Source organism: Paenibacillus dauci (assembly GCF_000971985.1).
Classification (GTDB): domain Bacteria; phylum Bacillota; class Bacilli; order Paenibacillales; family Paenibacillaceae; genus Saccharibacillus; species Saccharibacillus dauci.
In genome coordinates this window covers 142,486-162,316 of the sequence record NZ_KQ040798.1, presented here as the reverse complement: position 1 = coordinate 162,316, position 19,831 = coordinate 142,486, and the positions used below count along the sequence as shown (strand labels likewise).

General features: G+C 45.8%; 15 protein-coding genes. 8 read left to right on the top strand and 7 right to left on the bottom strand.

Annotation, left to right across the window (positions count from 1 at the left end):
* Positions 1–67 precede the first annotated feature (67 nt).
* A complete protein-coding gene (locus WH46_RS00735) occupies positions 68–652 on the bottom strand; it encodes an NAD(P)H oxidoreductase (RefSeq protein WP_046225705.1) in 585 nt (194 codons plus the stop codon).
* Between the two features lie 239 nt (positions 653–891).
* Between WH46_RS00735 and WH46_RS00730 the strand changes: the two genes are divergently transcribed.
* The 7 genes from WH46_RS00730 (at position 892) to WH46_RS00700 (ending at position 10,233) form a co-directional block, all read left to right on the top strand.
* Complete coding sequence (locus WH46_RS00730) at positions 892–1,263, top strand: winged helix-turn-helix transcriptional regulator (RefSeq protein ID WP_046225372.1); 372 nt, start codon at positions 892–894, stop codon at positions 1,261–1,263.
* A gap of 243 nt (positions 1,264–1,506) precedes the next feature.
* On the top strand, positions 1,507–2,478 hold the full coding sequence (locus WH46_RS00725) for an aldo/keto reductase (protein WP_046225371.1): 972 nt from the start codon (positions 1,507–1,509) through the stop codon (positions 2,476–2,478).
* 509 nt (positions 2,479–2,987) lie between these two features.
* Entirely contained in the window at positions 2,988–3,824 is an 837-nt protein-coding gene (licT, locus tag WH46_RS00720) for a BglG family transcription antiterminator LicT (RefSeq protein WP_046225370.1), read from the top strand.
* Between the two features lie 140 nt (positions 3,825–3,964).
* Complete coding sequence (locus WH46_RS00715) at positions 3,965–5,869, top strand: beta-glucoside-specific PTS transporter subunit IIABC (RefSeq protein ID WP_046225369.1); 1,905 nt, start codon at positions 3,965–3,967, stop codon at positions 5,867–5,869.
* Between the two features lie 839 nt (positions 5,870–6,708).
* Positions 6,709–8,487, top strand: coding sequence for an acid phosphatase (locus WH46_RS00710; RefSeq protein WP_231584260.1), 1,779 nt, complete (start codon positions 6,709–6,711; stop codon positions 8,485–8,487).
* A 275-nt stretch (positions 8,488–8,762) separates the two neighbouring features.
* Entirely contained in the window at positions 8,763–9,110 is a 348-nt protein-coding gene (locus tag WH46_RS00705; RefSeq protein WP_046225367.1) for a hypothetical protein, read from the top strand.
* Positions 9,111–9,207: 97 nt separating this feature from the next.
* Positions 9,208–10,233 (top strand): hypothetical protein, encoded by a 1,026-nt coding sequence (locus tag WH46_RS00700; RefSeq protein WP_046225366.1) that lies wholly within the window; start codon positions 9,208–9,210, stop codon positions 10,231–10,233.
* 258 nt (positions 10,234–10,491) lie between these two features.
* On the opposite strand, the gene WH46_RS00695 is transcribed toward WH46_RS00700, so the two are convergent.
* Complete coding sequence (locus WH46_RS00695; RefSeq protein WP_046225365.1) at positions 10,492–11,649, bottom strand: cation:proton antiporter; 1,158 nt, start codon at positions 11,647–11,649, stop codon at positions 10,492–10,494.
* A gap of 517 nt (positions 11,650–12,166) precedes the next feature.
* Between WH46_RS00695 and WH46_RS00690 the strand changes: the two genes are divergently transcribed.
* Complete coding sequence (locus tag WH46_RS00690; protein ID WP_046225364.1) at positions 12,167–14,314, top strand: ATP-dependent Clp protease ATP-binding subunit; 2,148 nt, start codon at positions 12,167–12,169, stop codon at positions 14,312–14,314.
* A gap of 242 nt (positions 14,315–14,556) precedes the next feature.
* Here the strand turns inward: WH46_RS00690 and WH46_RS00685 are convergent, their stop codons facing one another.
* The 5 genes from WH46_RS00685 to WH46_RS00665 form a co-directional block, all read right to left on the bottom strand.
* Positions 14,557–15,576: an alpha/beta hydrolase family protein gene (locus WH46_RS00685; RefSeq protein ID WP_046225363.1), complete on the bottom strand. Its 1,020-nt coding sequence runs from the start codon at positions 15,574–15,576 to the stop codon at positions 14,557–14,559.
* Positions 15,577–15,620: 44 nt separating this feature from the next.
* The gene (locus tag WH46_RS00680) at positions 15,621–16,283 is read right to left on the bottom strand and encodes a GNAT family N-acetyltransferase (protein WP_046225362.1); all 663 of its coding nucleotides are present in this window, start codon (positions 16,281–16,283) and stop codon (positions 15,621–15,623) included.
* Entirely contained in the window at positions 16,280–17,161 is an 882-nt protein-coding gene (locus tag WH46_RS00675; RefSeq protein ID WP_046225361.1) for a helix-turn-helix domain-containing protein, read from the bottom strand. The genes WH46_RS00680 and WH46_RS00675 overlap by 4 nt, the downstream gene beginning before the upstream one ends.
* A 388-nt stretch (positions 17,162–17,549) precedes the next feature.
* A complete protein-coding gene (locus WH46_RS00670; RefSeq protein ID WP_026136240.1) occupies positions 17,550–19,265 on the bottom strand; it encodes an ABC transporter ATP-binding protein in 1,716 nt (571 codons plus the stop codon).
* Positions 19,266–19,612: 347 nt separating this feature from the next.
* A complete protein-coding gene (locus tag WH46_RS00665) occupies positions 19,613–19,801 on the bottom strand; it encodes a hypothetical protein (RefSeq protein WP_046225360.1) in 189 nt (62 codons plus the stop codon).
* Positions 19,802–19,831: the final 30 nt, after the last annotated feature.

The following is a 19,831-nucleotide window of genomic DNA, read 5'->3' as shown; positions in this document are numbered from 1 at the left end:
GTCTTATTCTGTTATTACCTATTTCGGCTATACCTTACTGCAAAACCTTACATAGTACAGATCTGGTTTACGATTGCTGTTCCTTGCTGTAATTCAGACCCAACTGATAAGCATGCTCAAGCAGCCGATCATAATGTTCGGGCAGGGAACCCAGTGTCTCATATAACAGCTCCACTCTGGAGTTGTTCACACCGCAATAATCAGCAATACCCACATTAAGCAAATGCGAGATCATTTGATCATAATTCCGCTTTTTCATCTGTTGTTCCGTGATGCCTGATAGCCCGACCCATAATACCTGTTGGTGATGAAGATGATTCGCACCGTATGCGAATCCGTTGTTCCATACGCGGTCAATATAACCTTTGAGCATGGCTGGCAGACTCCACCACCAGACCGGGAAAATAAATGCTAATGCATCATGTTCCTTCATTCGTGCCATTTCCTTTTCAATATCCGGACTAAAGCTTTGCTCCTCGAGGGATGGATTTGGTTCATCCATCCCCTGGAGTACAGGATCAAAACCGATTCGGTGCAGATCCAGTATCTCATATTCATGCCCGGCAGCAGCCAGCCCCTGTACAAAACGATCAGCAACTGCAAAGGTCAGGGAATCCTGTCTTGGATGTGAGACGACAGTTAATACTTTCATGGTATCCTTCACTACCTTTCTCCTGTTTGATCTTTCTCCTAATGGATGACTGATGCTATTATAAACAGGAACCCAAAAACCTGGAAGTACGCACTTTAATGTCCCATAGGATCGTTCAGGTGCCCTGGGAACATGGAAGTTCCCGAAATAACGATTGCTCCAAACCTGTCTGAACATGAACGGAAGCCTATCAAGCAAGGCTTTTCCAGTATCATAGCCTGCTCATGGAGGGATAACAGATGGAAGAAGAAAATAAAAATAGCACTGAAAAAAAATACAGGGTAGGTGTGGAAGCGGCTCTGGAAGTAATGGGAGGCAAATGGAAACCTCTGATCATTTATCATCTAATGACCGGACGGAAACGGCCTTCGGAATTTCGGCGATTAATACCCGACATTACCCAGAAAATGCTGACTACACAGCTGCGCAGTCTGGAAAAGGACGAGATCATCACACGGCAGGCGTATACAGAGATTCCGCTGCGGGTAGAGTATGAGCTAACGCCGTATGGCTGGGGACTCAAGCCCGCTCTGGATCTGCTATGTTACTGGGGTGAAGAGCATCTGGACAAAGTATACGGCGATAGATCTGCGGTGCTTGAAGAATTTTAAGGCGGTATTATAGAAGAATTATACTTATACACTTGAGCAAGATCGAGTTGTACCAAACATCGTAGCGTCAAAGGACAATCTTTTTATAGTCAGATAAAGTGTCGCTGCATACAGATCTCCTCCAGCCTGTTAGTCCCATTACCAGTATAAACACACTGTGGTTGCTCCTTGGCAGAACTCCTACAATAAGAATTGTTCACGACGTACAACAATTCATCCGCCTGGCGGAAAAGGAGCGAATAGATGAAAACACGTAAATTGGGTAATCAGGGATTGGAAGTATCTGCACTGGGACTGGGAACGATGATGATGCCGGATAATGAGGAATCTATTCATACCCTCCAGGGAGCAATCGATCTGGGAGTGACTATGTTCGATACAGCAGATATATACGGTGGATTTGAAGATGCTCGTTATGGGGAAAATGAAAAGCTGGTAGGACGCGCGCTGCGCGGACGACGCGATCAGGTTATCGTCGCGACCAAATTTGGTATTAGACATATCAGCGAGAAGCCTAAGGGCGATGCTGCCTATGTACGCAAATCCGTCGACGCCAGTCTGTACAGTCTGGGACTCGATTACATTGATCTATATTATCAGCACCGTCCGGATGTAACCGTGCCGATCGAAGAAACCATAGGCACAATGGCTGATCTGGTCAAAGAAGGCAAGATTCGCTATATTGGCTTGTCCGAAGCTTCACCCGAACGAATTCGCCGTGCCCATGCTGTACATCCGCTGACTGCGATCGAATCAGAGTATTCCCTCTGGAGCCGTGAGACCGAAGACGAGGTATTGCCTCTGACCAAGGAACTGGGGATCGGCTATGTAGCATTCAGTCCGCTTGGACGCGGATTTCTGACAGGTCAGATCAAGAGCTTTGACGATCTGCCGGCTGATGATTATCGCCGCATGTATCCACGCTTCCAGGGAGAGAATTTCAACAAGAATCTGGAAGTGGTCTCATTGATCGAAGAGATGGCTGCGCGCAAGGAATGTACTCCGTCCCAACTGGCTCTTGCCTGGCTGCTGTCGCAGGGAGAACAGATTGTACCGATTCCGGGAACCAAGCATCTGGATCGGGTTCGTCAGAATCTGGGCGCACTGGATGTACAGCTGTCTGCAGATGATCTGGCAGAGATCGAACGAATCTCTCCGCAGGGAATAGCTGCAGGTCAACGTTTTACCGAATTTGAACTGAATTGGGTAGAATAATTCTATTAGTGGAAACGGCGCATTTCAGTTGGTATAGTATATGTGCATGAACTACTCTTTTAGGCTGAGGATTTGAATTATAAATAAAGTATGAATTTACTTATAAGAAGACACCTTCCACCTATTATATAAGGGAGGTGTCTTCTGTTATAGGCACGTCTCTGAAAGGGAGGAGTGGAATAGAAATAAAGCGAATTAAAGATATAATAATAGTGAATTCAAAGTAAAAATCATTTTTTTGCAAAAGACCAAAAGAAAGCGCTTGCCAAATTGCGAAGTAGGTGTTATTCTAACTTTGGGATTGTTACTGAAAAGGCAAAACCCAGTGCATGTACAGCTTGTTATGAGCTGTCCACATGTGTTGGGTTTTGCCTTTTTCTGTATCCTGGTGAAGCTGTACGGTCAGGAAGGTATTCCATCATCACTATGGATAATTCCCTGATATCCAAAAGGGTAGGATGACAGACTCATCCCGTATACACCTGTGGGATCAAAGGAGGGCAGACTGGATGATTATCCGGAAAATTTTTAATAATAATGCCATTATAGCCAGCGATCCCGGTAAACAGGAGTTTGTCGTAATGGGTCGTGGAATCGCTTTCAAAAAAAGTGCTGGCGAACCGGTAGATCAAAGTTTAATCGAGAAAATCTTTGTACTGCAGCAGACGGAAGCGTCGGAGAGGTTCAAGGTGCTGCTCGAAGATATCCCGCCCGAGTACGTATCGGTCTGCTACGATATCATCGAGTACGGCAAGAATAATCTGAATGTCACATTGAGCGATTATATCTATGTTACCCTCACCGACCATCTGAACAACGCGTTCAAGCTGCATGATGAAGGGATACGCAATCCGAACCCGCTCAGCTGGGAGATTCGCAAGTTTTATCCCAAGGAATATGGTATTGGTGTCAAAGCGCTGGAATTTATCGAATCCACGCTGAAGCGCAAATTACCGGAGGATGAGGCAGCGAATATTGCACTTCATCTCGTCAATGCCGAGCTGAATGGAACCAGCAGCCGGATGGCAGATGTATCGGCACAGGCGGAGAAGATTCAGGACATCCTGAATATCATCAAATATACCTACCGCCTGGAACTGGATGAACAGTCGATCAGCTACGAACGCTTTATCACGCATCTCAAGTTTTTCTTTCAACGATTGGCCCAGCCGCACAGGCAGGTGCTAGAAGATGATTTTCTGCTCCGACAGGTAAGAACCAAGTACAAAAAAGCCTATAATTGTATGCTCAAAATCGAGAAATACCTGAGCACAGAACTGTCGGATGAAGAGAAGCTGTATCTTACTATCCACGTTCACCGGGTCACAAGTGACACAACTTCATAAACGATTGGATTGTTACTGGTAATGCAGGCGAAACCAAGATTAGATCGTACAGGAGTCCTGCTCCTGAAGACGGTCTGTCTGGTTTCGCCTTTTCATTTGTACATTTGGATACTCGGATACCCTACAAAGGAGGAAGAACGATGAAATACGAACAACTGGCAAAAGATATTATCCAAAACGTTGGTGGCAGGGACAATGTAAGCAGTCTGGCTCACTGTGTAACACGCCTTCGCTTCAAATTAAAAGATGAGAGCAAAGCCCATACCGATGTACTGAAAAATATGGATGGGGTAGTAACGGTCATTCAAAGTGGTGGACAGTATCAGGTTGTCATCGGTAACCATGTATCCGAAGTCTATGCGGATGTGAATACTGTCGCTGGATTCAGCGGCGACTCCTCTGCAGCCAGTGATGACTCCGGACAGAAGGTAAGTCTGTTCAACCGATTTATCGATATGATCTCCGGCGTATTCGCGCCTACTCTCGGCGTACTGGCAGCGACCGGTATGATCAAGGGTCTGACCGCATTATTCCTGTCACTCGGCTGGCTCGTCAAGGAGTCGGGTACGTATATTATTCTGAATGCCATTGGTGATTGTCTGTTCTACTTCTTCCCGATCTTCCTCGGGTATACAGCAGCGAAGAAATTCAACGCGAATATATTTATAGGGATGGCGATTGGTGCAGCCCTGGTATATCCTACATTGTCTGCAGTAGGAACAGGTACACCACTGTATACGCTGTTTGGCGGTACGCCGTTTGAGTCACCAGTGCATATTACATTCCTCGGTATTCCGGTTATTCTGATGACGTATTCATCGAGTGTTATTCCGATTATCGTATCGGCTTATGTAGGTTCCAAATTCGAGAACTTCTTTAAACGAGTTATTCCTAGTGTAGTACGTACATTCATGGTGCCATTCTGTACCCTGTTGATTACGATTCCATTGGCATTTCTGATTATTGGTCCGGTAGCTACCTGGGCAGGACAGCTTGTAGGTGCAGCGATTCTGGGCGTGTTTAACCTGAGTCCGATCATTGCAGGTCTGCTGTTGGGTGCATTCTGGCAGGTATTCGTTATCTTTGGTCTTCACTGGGGCTTTGTGCCAATCGCGATGAACAACCTGAGCAATCTGGGTTCGGATCCGATTCTGGCTGGTATGTTTGGTGCTTCTTTTGCACAGACAGGGGTCGTTCTGGCAATACTGATCAAAGCCAAAAGTACCAAACTCAAATCGTTGTCTATTCCAGCCTTTATCTCCGGGATCTTCGGCGTTACCGAACCGGCGATTTACGGAATTACCCTTCCACGCAAAAAGCCGTTTATTCTTAGCTGTATTGGTGGCGCTGTCGGCGGCGCGATTATCGGAGCCATGGGAACCAAAGCATATATTGTCGGCGGCCTGGGTGTATTCGGTATCCCGTCCTACATCGGCCCTAATGGAATTGATAGCGGATTCTACGGCGCCATTATCGGTATGATTGTCAGCTTTATTGTTGGTTTTGTACTGATGTTCTTCACTCGTCTGCAGGAAGATGAAGCACCAGGTACAGGCACCAAGGAAAAGACAGGCGCAGATGCTGCCGTGAAGCAGGAGACAGTATTCAGCCCGCTGAAAGGCGAGGTGATCTCGCTGACACAGGTAAAAGATGAAGCGTTCTCTACCGGTGCTCTTGGTAAAGGAATTGCTATTGAACCGATCGAAGGTAAAGTGTATTCTCCGGTAGACGGCGTACTGACTTCGCTGTTCTCCTCGGGACATGCAATTGGGATTACCAGTAACAACGGTGTAGATATTCTGATCCACGTAGGCCAGGATACCGTCAAGCTCAAAGGCAAGCATTTTACCCCAAAAGTGAAACAGGGCGATACAGTTAAAAAAGGTGATCTGCTGATGGAGTTTGATGTGGCTGCGATCAAAGAAGCCGGCTATGTGTTGACTACTCCGGTAATCATCTCGAACTCCGGCAACTATCTGGATGTGATCGAGACCGACAAGAAAAAGATCGGCTATCAGGAAGATCTGCTGACCGTTGTGATCTGATGTCTTGATCTAAAATAAAGACTAGAATCACAGCTGGCTCAAAATAAAATAACAAATAGCAAAAAAGCTTCTACAGCGGGCACCGGGAGGTGTAGCAAGTAGAAGCTTTTTTGCCTGTCATAGAGTGAATAGAGACAGACTGCAGAAAAATATGCAGACACAATAACCAGCTGTTTGTTGCAAGGAATAAAATCTATTATGTATATACTAATGACCTGCTCTTATCCAATGATCTGATTAAAATCGATTATTCAACCCATAAGGCAATATACACAAATCCAATAATCGAAAAGACCGGAATGATAATAGCCAGTACATACAGCCAGCGTATGAGCGGTATACTCAAATACGTTTTGATCCGTTCCCAGTCGGTTACCGTATAATCTTCACTGACTAATGAACGTTGCTCCTGTTTTTGCAGATCATCTATAAGATAGGTTAGAATACGTTGTTGTTCCTCAGGATCTCACTTGTTTAATTCCTTATGTAGTTGCTGTTGCAGGCTGGCTAGATGGGAATGATTCACTTTATTACCTCCTTGAATAAAAGTCTTTAGATAATAACTATAAAATAGATTGGAAGAAAATTCTATTTATTGGCCTTTTTTCTTTTCGACAATTCATTATAGTATTCGTCAAAGTTCTGAATAATTAACATTTGCCAAACAAACCATTATGATCCCGTTAACAAATGAGCTTTACCATGTAGTAGTACATACGGGCTGAGCATGCTGCTATCGAGTAGATGCGCCCATTACGGATGATGTGCTGACCGATTGCAGGTCTGCATATGATTTGGCATGTAACGCTGCAGGAAATATGAGGAGGATTATCGGGAGTATGAAGAGTCAAAAGAACAAAATCATCGGGTTATCTCTATCTTTGTCCGTACTGGCTGGTTCACTGGGTAGTACATATGCGCAAGCTGCCGAGCTGCCTTCCAATGTAACACCACCCAAGCCGGCATGGGGTTATTTTGTAGATAATTACAAAAACAATACAAGTGATAATATGTCGGTTACATCCAATCCGGCGATCGGCGTATTGTCTGAATTCAATAAAATGTGGAAACCAGGTACAACCTGGGATGCCGGTACCAAGCTCAACAGCGAGCTGCTGGATATGAATATCCAGAAAGTGATTAATACGGCCAAGAAGCGTACCGCAGCACAAGAAGAAGCTGCCTACCTTGACGATCGCCGCAATCAGAGCTACAGTGTGATCGAAGGTCTCGGTGCGCTGACCGATATTTACCGCAAGCAAGCGGGAGCAACGACGACCATTACGGAAGTACAAGCTGATGCGACTACCAAAAAGTATGACGATGAAGGAACCAATTCCGGTGATCCAAACTCCAGCCTTGGCAGTATGGTGACACTGGTCAATACGCTGCGCGGCAGTTACTCTTCGACCAATCCGGCGAAAAGCTTCTATAACTACAAGCGTCCATTCCGCTGGAGTCCGGAGGCGACGGTGCTGCCTACTCTGGTACCTGCGATCAAAGCGGATCCGACTACCGATGGCGGCTATCCGAGCGGTCATACCAATGCCGCTTATTTGACTGCCTTTGCCATGGCTTATGCCGTGCCGGAACGCTATCAGGAACTGCTGACCCGAGCTTCCGAACTGGGTAACAACCGTGCGGTATCGGGTATGCACTCCTACTTTGACGTAATGGGTGGACGGGTCATGGCAACAGCATTGTCTGCATCCATTCTGAATGATCCGGCGAACAAAGAGATCAAACAGGCTGCCTATGAGCAGGCTCAGTCCAAGCTCCTGACCCAGACAGGTAAAGCCAAGGATCGCTTCAATGATTATAAAACCAACAAAAAAGAGTATACAGAGCGTCTGACTTATGGATTCCCGCAAGCCTATGCCAAAGACAAGCCGGTTCTCGTACCGAAGGGAGCCGAAGTACTGCTGGAGACACGGCAGCCTTATCTGGATGCAGGTCAGCGCCGCTGGGTGCTGGCAACAACAGGCATTCCGTCCGGGTATCCGGTGCTGGATGATGCCGAAGGCTGGGGTCGCTTGAATCTGTTTGCAGCTGCTGACGGTTATGGGGCATTCGTTAACAATGTAACGGTGAATCTGGATGCTGCCAAAGGTGGATTCAACAAAGAAGATACCTGGCGTAATGATATTGCCGGTAAAGGCGGTCTGACTAAAAAAGGGACCGGTACACTGAATCTGGATGGCAAAAATACGTATACTGGCAAAACCCGACTTGTACAGGGGACACTGGAAGGTGGCAGTACAACTGCATTTGGCCGTGGCGATGTATCCAATGAAGGGGGTACGCTGCTAGAGAATGCGATCGGCAAAGTGAAGATCGGCGGCAACTACAAGCAGTCTTCCAAAGGTACACTGACGCTGACTATTGGTAGCAAAAAGGATGTACTGGATATCGACGGAACTGCAGTCTATGCTGGCAAGCTGCAGCTGAATTTTGTGGATAGCTATGTACCGAAAAATAACAGTACGATCATCGTCAGCGACAAATCTCCAAAACACGGCAAGTTCACTTCTGTGCAAGCCGCAGGTCTGCCAGCAGGTTATACAGTGAAAGCTGTATATACGAATAAAAGTGTGAAGCTGCAGGTGAAAAAGAAATAATACGAGTTACCATATATTCAGCTAGACACCAAATCCGCCAATCATGTGTATTCATGCTGGCGGATTTTTATTTGCTTAATTGGTTATTCCAGCTATTGAATGTGAAAAGCACCTATGATCGCTTGGCTTGATCAGGGTGCTTTTTGTATAGAGGGAATCGGCATCATAGAGCATAGAACGCCCGACGGACAGGATAAAAAGTTATCCGCATCGATATGAATATGATACAATTACAGCATTTACAGCTGCATGTTGATAGCGAAAGGAAGAAGCCGATGAGTCTTCATCAACTTACATACACACTGCAAAGTGGAGAAGTTACTTATACCAACGAAGCGATTAACGCTTCGGTTATTGTTGATCTGATTACGGAGTTGAATGATTATATCGTCTTAAACCCATCCATTCCTTTGGAGAACAGTATTTATTTGCAGGCTGCCTGCATAGGTGGCGAGCAGGATCTGGTTATGGAGACCCGGTTGCAGTATGAGGAACGACGGTTCAGACATTACAGCCGCATCACAGGCGACCGTACGGAAATGATACAGATATTTCTGGCTTACTGGGGACAGCAACAGCTGCCGGATTTGAGTGATTGGCAGGATATTACCGATGAGTTCTGAACCTTTTTTACGATAAAGCAATAAAAGATGTAGATGTCTATACGTGTTAGTCCAAGATCTGTATTATCCAAGTCAGACCTATTTAAAAGGAGGAATCATGCTTCATCGGTATACAGATACTCACTTATTACTGTATTACAATGACAGTCTGCTGATGATATCTGCCAGACCCCAAGGATACGAATCCTATGATGAGCTGAGCGAGTATACGCAGGTATTCATGGTATCAGGGCCGGAGGAACTGGAGTCGTTTGATCCAGCAGGCGATCATAGCGATAATCGTGATCCACATGGTCAGTATGTGATTGACTACGGTTATCATGATCATTTGCTGGAACAGATTAACGGGCTGCTTCGACCGGAGATAGAGCAGCGTACCATACCATATACTGTCGCCAACCATCACCTGATGAATACGCTGGTGAAAAACTATACACGAGTCGTCTATACAGAAGGCCCGATTAGTACTGCAAATGCAGATATAGCAGAGATGATTCTGCTGCCCGAGGATGAGCCGCCTGCGGAGATGACCGCATTGGCACAGTATTTTACCGCCCATGGCATGTGGCTTGGGGCACTTTCGCGTCTGCAGATCCAGGCAGGCAGTCCAAAGACGCAGCATATGCTGCGAACAGAAGTACTGCCTCATTTTGAGAACAAAAAGCAATCTGCTAGTAATGGAGATATACAGACTTTCTATATGTACCGACTGCGTGCGCAGTCCAGAGAACTGTTCGAGCGTACCCATACAGGGGCGCTGGCTATTATCCACGATCTGTATCGCCATCATGATACCGAAGAGTGGTTCCGTCCTGGTGTACAGGATACCGAGGAATATTTGATACATACCGAGCATTTGGAGAGTGATATGGATTCTGAGCTGGATCATTTGAGGGAGTGGATAAAAGACAGTTATATGGCATATGGACAGCATTATCTGGTCATGCCGCTAGGCTGGATGCTGGATGATTCGCTGCTGCATTCGGTGGCTTTGCGATTTTTTGCAGGTATCGCGCCAGCGATCCGATTGCGGGTAGAGAGTGGAACAGGACGGATTATTCTGATCGAATTGTGTGCAGACGAACCAGCGCATTCTGTATATTTTGTGGGGGAATCCAGATAGAGACAACTGGTTGATTAAGTGCTGTACGGCAACCAGCGTCATGCACAGTAGCCATTACGGTAACCCGTTTGCTTCAAAGAAAATATCATTAATATGGAAAAGGATTCTACTCCTGTATACGGGAGAGAGTTCTTTTCCATATTGGTGGACCAGTTATCCTGTTGTCTATGTTCTTCTTGTACCATTCATCTCTTATAGCAAACACGAGTATCATTGTATATACAGTGTGTATCGTATACTGCATACAGATAGAGAAAATCAGGCACGATCCAATTGTGAATCCGGCACCCTGAACATCATTTTTAATAGCGGCGGAGCTACAAGCGTAGTAATGATGATAACAATAACAATAGATGTAAAATATGCCGGGAGCAGAAGACCTGCTTGCAGTCCGGTTGAAGCAATGATCAAGGCAACTTCTCCTCTAGACACCATACCCGAGCCTATCGCAAAAGAAGAACGGGTATTAAATCCGGTCATTCTTGCTCCGGCTGCTCCCCCAATCAGTTTGGATAGCACAGCAGTAAGCGTCAAAATAACGATAAAGCCGATTTGCTGTCCCAATCCTTCAAAAGATACATGCAATCCAATACTCACAAAAAATACAGGTACAAATACCGAATAGGCGATCGGTTCTATTTTATGTTCCACTTTTTCCCGGAAAGAGGTTTGTGAAACGGCAAGTCCTGCTGCAAAAGATCCGATAATAGCAGCCATGCCCATCAGGTCGGCAAAATAAGCAAAGCCAAAGCAAATTATCAGTGCGGCAGAAATTAACGGTTCCGTGACTTTCAGTCTAGACATGAACTTCATAATAACAGGTACGGCTCCCCATCCGGCAAGGATAACCACAGCGAAGAAAATAATCTTTTTGCCAATAATCCATCCGAGTGAACTCTGTTCTCCACCACCCATGAAGCTCATCAATACAGCCAGCAGAATCACAACCAGTACATCATCCACTACAGCTGCACCGAGAATAGTGGTTCTTTCCCTGGAATGAAGACGATTCATTTCCTTGAGTACCTGCACAGATATGCTGACGGAAGTTGCACTGAAGACAACGCCCATAAACAGGCTGTACGAATGTCCGAGACCGAATAATTCACCTGTTCCATATCCTCCGCAAAAAGGCAGAACAATACCACCTATAGCAACAGCAAAAGCAGACTTCCAGTTTTTGCGGAGTTCATCCAGATCAGTCTCCAGACCCGCGATAAACATTAATAAAATGACTCCGATTTCAGACATATAATGAATAAACTCATTATTATCTATCCATCCCAGAACCGCAGGACCGAGTATAATGCCTATAATTAATTTTCCCAATACAGCAGGTTGCCCGAGGCGAACAGACCAATCACCCGCCAATTTGGTAAAAACAAGAATCAATGCCAGATACAAAATAAATTCCATTATACCCTCTGCCTTTCCCAATATATTAAATTACAATGTGTATATGAACGCGTTCCTGTAACAATATAAAGGAAGGAAAATCAAAGATCAATATAGCATTTTAAGCTCCAAAATCATGGTATGAAAGCTCGAAAAACCATCTTTGATCCCCATATATGTAATAGGTGTTATTATTCTTTAAAATGAGTAATAAGAGGTTTGAAGAGGTGTCCTTAAAATGAATTTTATAAAATATACTGTATGGAAACAGGGATAAGTCAAAATAAGCATATACAATATCTCAATACATTCTATTTATATTGTGCACAAAATTATTTACAAAAATAATATAAAAATCAGCTGTAAGTTGTTGACATTAAATCTGAATGCGATATAATAGTCAAAGAAAGTCAAAGTCAAAAAATATTGATCAAACATCAAACATTCATTACCTAGGTTGTTCAAGTTAACAATTTATAATCCCATTCTTTTGACCATTTTCAGATAGCGATACGATTTAAGAAAGGGGCATGTATATATGCGTTGTCAAAATTGTAATCAACACGAAGCCACTGTAGGATTGAGCTTCACTGTAAATCATAAATCAGAGAAGATGTATCTGTGCCAGGAATGTTATGCCAAAATGAACAACAGCAATCCACTGTCTGGTGGATTCGGCGCTTCCGGCATGTCACCACTGGATCAACTGTTCAAAGGCTTCATGCAGCAAGGGGGTCAGACAGGCGGATCCAATAATCAGCGTGCAGCGACACGTACGGTAGAACCGCAGCGCGGCAATGGTATTTTGGATCAGCTAGGACGTAATCTGAATGATGCTGCCAAAGACGGCAAGATCGATACAGTGATCGGCCGCGATGACGAGATCGAACGTGTGATCGAAATTCTGAACCGCCGCAATAAAAACAATCCGGTCCTGATCGGTGAACCGGGAGTTGGTAAAACAGCTATTGCCGAAGGTCTGGCACTGCGTATTACCGAAGGCAAAGTACCGTCCAAACTGCTAAACAAGGAAGTCTATTCGCTTGACGTGGCTTCACTCGTAGCGGGAACCGGTATCCGCGGCCAATTTGAAGAAAAAGTCAAACAGTTGATAGCCGAACTGCAGCAGCGCGAGAATATCCTGCTGTTTATCGATGAGATCCACTTGCTCGTCGGTGCAGGATCTGCCGAAGGTTCCATGGACGCTGGTAATATTCTCAAACCGGTACTGGCTCGTGGGGAACTGCAGGTTATCGGTGCCACTACACTCAAGGAATATCGCCAGATTGAGAAAGACGCTGCTCTGGAACGTCGCTTCCAGCCGGTTATGGTCGATGAACCAACGGTAGAAGAAACGGTTGAAATCCTGAAAGGCTTGCGTCCAAAATACGAGGAGTATCATGGTGTACGTTACTCCGATGAGACGATTGCAGCCTGTGTTCAATTATCCAATCGTTATATCCAGGATCGTTTCCTGCCAGACAAAGCGATTGATCTGCTTGACGAATCGGGTGCCAAACTGAATCTGCGTGCTTCTGCAGGCGATCAGGGAGAACTGATGACTCGTATCGAGAAGATCAAAGCTGCGAAAGAGCAGGCGACTCGAGAAGAACATTATGAACGTGCAGCCCAGTTGCGTGATGAAGAAACCCAACTGCTGAACCAGTTGAATAGTGGGGCAAGCAGCACAGAGCCGGTCGAAGTACACATCGAGGATATTCAGAATATTATCGAACGCAAAACCGGTATTCCTGTCGGCAAACTGCAGCAGGATGAGCAGAACAAAATGAAAAATCTGTCTGCCCGTCTGGAGACAAAGGTTATCGGTCAGCATGAAGCCGTAGAGAAAGTCGCCAAAGCAATCCGCCGCAGCCGTGCCGGATTGAAACCGAAAAACAAACCGATTGCGTCCTTCCTGTTCGTCGGACCAACCGGTGTAGGTAAAACCGAGCTGTCCCGATCACTGGCTGAAGAGCTGTTTGGTCAATCCGATGCGATGATCCGTCTGGATATGAGTGAATATATGGAGAAACATTCCGTGTCCAAACTGATCGGTTCGCCACCAGGATATGTGGGTCATGATGAAGCCGGTCAGCTGACTGAGCGTGTACGTCGTAATCCGTACAGCATCATCCTGCTCGACGAGATCGAGAAAGCACATCCCGATGTACAAAATATGTTCCTGCAGGTGATGGACGATGGTCGTCTGACAGACAGCCAGGGCCGTACCGTCAGCTTCAAGGATACCGTTATTATCATGACATCCAATGCAGTTATTACCGAGAAGAAAATCACTGTTGGTTTCTCTGCTGCCAAATCGGAGCAGACCAGCTCGATTCTGGAATCGCTGGGCTCCTACTTCCGTCCGGAGTTTCTGAACCGGTTTGATGCGATTATTCCATTTGCTTCTCTCAAGGAAGAAGATCTGGTACAGATCGTGGACAATATGCTGGAGGATATCCAGTCTACACTGGGTGAACAGGGTATTACGCTGAACGTTTCCGATGAGGCGAAGAGAAAACTGGCTGAGCTTGGTTACAATCCAGCCTTTGGTGCTCGTCCGCTGCGCCGTGTGATCCAGCAGCATATCGAAGACAGTATTACCGATCTGGTACTGGATGATGAGAATGTAGAAAATATCCAGGTAGATGTACAGGAAGAAGCGATTCACGTAGCAAGAGTCTGAGATTTAAATAAAGACAACAAGCTGTATTATCCCATTAGATGAATCTCTAAATAGATCTCTAAATAGATCTCTAAATAGATCTCTAAATAGATCTCTAAATAGATCAATCCCCTCTTACCGTAACTAGGCAGGAGGGGATTTTTTATGTCTGGATAAGCTATAGCATTTATTGCATATCAGCTACAACGATTTCTTGACATGCAGCAATATAGCAGGAAAGGGCGCAGTACCATAAACCGACTTTAACGCGGGATAGTAGACAGGAACTGCTCCAGATCATTCAAATATGCTGGACTGCTAACCTGGCGTGGGAAAAATATCGCTGTCAGCATCATCTGCCACGAGGAATGAACGAGACGAGAAGGTACCATGGAATGATCTACACCCGGTAGTACAGTGACCGACAGAAGCGAATTGGGGATCGAATGACGGTAGAAGTGCTCGGTTTCTTTGACATCTACATTAATATCTTCCGTACCAAGTATCAGATGTACCGGATGATGGAAATTACGAAGTTCCTGACTGGCATCGGATTGATAGTTACGCACAATAAATGTCCAGCGTTCAGCTGAAATAGGATCGACGGGATGGGTTATCCGTAGATAATCGGCGTAGGAGGCATGGCGCTTGAGCAACTGCAGTACTAACTGATCCTGCTGTTCCACATGACGAATCTCCTGTTCGCTGGCGCCGGATTGAAGCATTTCCTGCCGGGTATTATAACGGCCCTGACGTATCCAGTTGATCGCAGGTGAGACGAGAATGCTAAAAGCGAGCGAAGGCTCTTTGGCAACTACTTTGGGAATGACCCATCCTGCCTGACTGGCTCCCCATAATCCAATACGTTTGGGATCGATAGAGGGAAGTGTGCGTGCCCACCGAATCGCGGTTACAGTATCATTGGCCCGATCGTCCATGCTCTGCTGCAGCCAGCTGCCGGCTGATCCACCAATCCCGCGTTTATCCAGCGATAGGGATGCATAACCTGCTTTGGCAAATCGCTCCCATACCGGTCGATAGAATCCATCATAGCTGGCGTCGATCGGTCCATCACCATGGACAAATACGATCAGTCCAACCGGATGCTCGGTATGCCGAGGCATAGTCAGAATCCCCGTCAATACACCATCGGTAGTAGGCACCGATACAGATTGTTCAGTCATATCGTATGAATTCTGATACAGGAAAATAGCCAGTAAGGTAAATAGAATAGCAGCAGTGACACTAATAGGGACAATCCATTTGAGACGTCGTTTATGCAAGTATATTCACTCCTTGAATTAAATAAAATTACGGATGGGAATAATCATCTATTCGTTGACGATAGGGATTCAGGTATCCAGGTCATATAATGCCAACCGGGCTGCTGCAGGAAGAGCTGCTGAATCCAGCTGGAGTGGGAAGAGTGATGATGAAAGCCCATTTTCTTATATAATTGACTTGCATGTACGTTGTTATAAGATACATGCAGAGTTAATTGGTTCCACTTCTGTTCAGCTGCATACCGTTGTGCCCACTGCAACAGTGATCTGGCAATACCACGCCCTCGATATTCAGTAGCTGTAGCGAGATGTTCAATATAACCTTCATGAAGGCGGGGGTTGTGTTCCAATGCAGACATGCCTATTGCGAATCTGCACATATTCCAGAATCCATATAGTCTGATTAACGAGCCCCAGTGGGGCAGGGCTGAATGGGTAGATGAATGGCCAGCAGACCACTGGAGCCCGATCACTCCAACAATCTGTCCATTTAGCCGCGCGGCAACCTGTAGACGATCGGCAGCTAGAGCAGAGGGCGACCAGGTCTGAATGAGCAGGGCCGCCAGCTGCTGTTCATTGAGCTGAACCATGGAACCAAATATATCGGCAAATGAGGTAGCCAGCAATATACAAACAGCAGGCAATTCTTCGGGAAGACAGGGACTGATAACAAGATCCAGAGGTTGAGAAATATGGGCCGTTGTCATGGCTGCTCCTCCTGGCTCACTTCGCTAGCGCTCAAAGGCATTTGCAGCTCATAGTGGAGGCTGGCATTATCGAACAGGGACAGATATGACTTTTCGATTAGGATTAATGGGCCGGCAGGCAGTAACTGCTGCTGCTCCATATACTGCTCCAGCTGCTGAATCTGTACATAAAGTTCATCTTCTTCGGTAATCCTAATATAAGCTGACAGATACGAGCTTGCAGCCAGTTCTATATCGGGTGTGGAATGGTGAGCTTGATTTGAATTTTTCCCGCAGCTTATCTTCTCTATCGAAATGCTGGAATGGTCGCTGTCAGGGGTGATTTTATCTTTTGGCTGTTCATAACAGAGCAGCAATTGATGATCTTGCTGGATATAATATAGATCCGCCTCGAATAGATCTTCGGGGTAGGGATTCAGCTGCAGCATTTTGCGGGCAGTAAGTACTTCTCCGGTCTGCAGTTCGGTCCAGATACAGAGTTTTCTTGATGGACAGTCTATAATCTGGTAAAGGCCTCTATCTAATCCTGGGGCATAATGCTGCTCATATTCACTGATTACGCCGGCAGTGAGCTGCTTCAGCCGGGTGAGCTGCCCAATCTGCTGGTCCAGCTGAAGCATGGAATCCTGAAGCAACTCATTATATTGATCCGCCGAAAAGGAAGCCAGACTTTCACGGATCTGTCGAACCGGAATACCCAGCTTGCGCAGCAGTAGGATATGAGACAGACGATAGATTTCATCGGTTCCATACATTCGATATTGATTATCTGCGATACAGGCAGGTAACAGAACGCCTTGCTCTTCAAAATAACGGATCTGATGGGTAGATACATTCATCAGCCGAGCCAGTTCGCTAATCGTGAGATAATGATTCATAAGGGAAGGCTCCTTTCTGTACATAAAAAGTATAAACATACCGCAGAATAAACTAATTTAAAGAAAGAATATCCGGTAGGGATAGACGGAACCCATGATTCTTTTCGAAAAAAATATATTTCGTGAATCCGTTGAAACAAAGTGCTTATCTGCAAAAGAAAAAAAGTGGATCATGCTGGTTGTGGCAAAATAGTAGGAGTGCAGCAAAACGCTTGAACATCTTGTCTATATCTTTACTATAAAGCTTAGGTCAGACCCAAGGTCAAGCAAAGAAATCAGAAGATATTTCTCCATAACTATACTTCTATATTTTAAGAACATTAAAATGCCCGGCAATCACTACAGAAAGAGTGATTGCCGGGCATGGATGGTATACATGGATAAATGCTTAACTGCCAAATTGCGCACGGTGCAGACGACTGTAGATCCCACCGGCAGCGATTAGTTCTTGATGATGCCCTTGTTCGGCAATGCCATCTTGATTGACGACTATAATCCGATCGGCATTTTTGATCGTTGCGAGTCGGTGGGCGATCACCAGGGTAGTCCGTCCGACAGCCAGCTCGGAGAGAGACTGCTGGATAGCCGCTTCGGTCTCGGTATCGAGTGCCGATGTCGCTTCATCAAGAATCAGAATCGGCGGATTCTTAAGGAACATACGGGCGATAGACAGACGCTGCTTCTGTCCGCCGGACAGCTTGACGCCACGCTCGCCGATAACGGTCTCGATGCCATCCGGCATATTGCGAATAACGTCTGCCAGATGGGCACGTTCGGCAGCGAGCCAGATCTCATCCAGACTGGCATCCAGCTTGCCGTAGGCAATATTTTCCCGGATCGTACCGGAGAACAGGAATACATCCTGCTGCACAATACCGATCTGACGGCGTAGAGACTCCAGCTTCATATCTCGTATATCGATTCCATCGATGGTGATGCTGCCTTGATCCACTTCATAAAAGCGCGGCAGCAGACTGCATATCGTCGTCTTGCCGGCACCCGAAGGACCGACAAAGGCTACAGTCTCGCCAGGATGAATCTCAAGACTGATATCCCGGAGAATCGGGCGATTGGATTCATAGCCAAATGATACCTGATTAAAGCGGATATTCCCTTCCAGATGCGTCACTTCCAGTGCATTGGGGCGATCCGCAATATCCGGCTCGGTATCCATAATTTCCAGATAACGCTTGAATCCGGCGATTCCTTTGGGATAGCTCTCGATAACAGCATTAATCTTCTCGATGGGACGGAAGAAAATATTGGCAAGCAGCTGAAAAGCAACAAATTCCCCGATTTTGATCTGGCCGCTAATAAAGAACCAGGCGCCAAAGATCAACACAAGAATCGTAATCATCCGCATCATCATATAGTTGACGGCGAGACTGCGCGCCATTGTCTTGTAGGCGAGCAGCATCGTACTGCGATAGCTCTGGTTGTCGACTTCGAATAGCTTTTTCTCATGCTCTTCATTGGCAAAAGACTGCACGACCCGGATACCGCCTACATTATCCTCGATACGGGAATTGAAATTACCGACATCCCCGAACAGTCTGCGGTAAGCCGTAGTCATCCGGCCTCCGAAGAAAATAATCACCCAGGCCATGATCGGAATAATTACAAAGGTAATAATCGCCAGCTGGGGATTGATATTGTACATCAGGATAAAGGAACCGATCAATGTCATAATGGCGATGAATATATCCTCCGGACCATGGTGGGCAACTTCGCCAATATTGTTAAGATCGTTTGTAATCCGGCCAATCAGATGACCGGTCTTGTGATTATCAAAAAACCGGAATGACAGCTTTTGTAATTGTCCAAACAACTTACGGCGCATATCGGTCTCGATATTCACTCCGAGCATATGCCCCCAGTAGGTGACGATATACTGCATAAATGTATTCAGCACATAAATTCCCAGCAGTGCCAGACTGGCAATCAGAATCAGATTCCAGTTTTGTCCGGGCAGCAGCTTGTCGATAAACGTATTCACTGCCAGCGGAAAAGACAGTTCCAGTACGCCAGCCAGCACGGCACAGGTAAAATCGAGAAAGAAAAGCCCTTTATAGGGACGATAGTACGCAAAAAAACGCTTCAGGATAATAACCACTCTTTTCTATGTAATTTTCTTGGGCCACAGGCTGCGGCAGATCACGTCCCCATACTATTTTTCGGTACCGGTTGGCTGGGCCGGGACCGATCATTTACGCGGCTGCATAACAGCGCATATAGATATAGTAATATCTTACAGACAGTCAAGTCCATTGTTTTATCGATATCCCTTAGCAAGAAAAAGCAAAACCTCCCCGATATGCCGGAGAAAGGCAGGTCAGAGAGGTTATTATTTATATATTTTATAAGGTTGATTCCGTCATCGAATTTCCATAAAGAATGATCTGCCGATACAAATAGCAGCAGAAGAAGCACGCTAGAAGGAGAATCCGGAAATTACAAGCGTTGTTCGTTATGCGCCTTGTTGATTACTTCATGTGCAGGATACGTATAAGCCTGTTCGATCTTGCTCGGATGGAGAAAGTATTGCATAGGACCGGTATGGATAAATACGGCCAACAGCACCGCCGCTGCTCCTACCATCAATCCATAAGCAATCAAAAACAATCCTTTAAGCCAAATCATATATAATCGATTCTCCTTTGCGTGTATAAA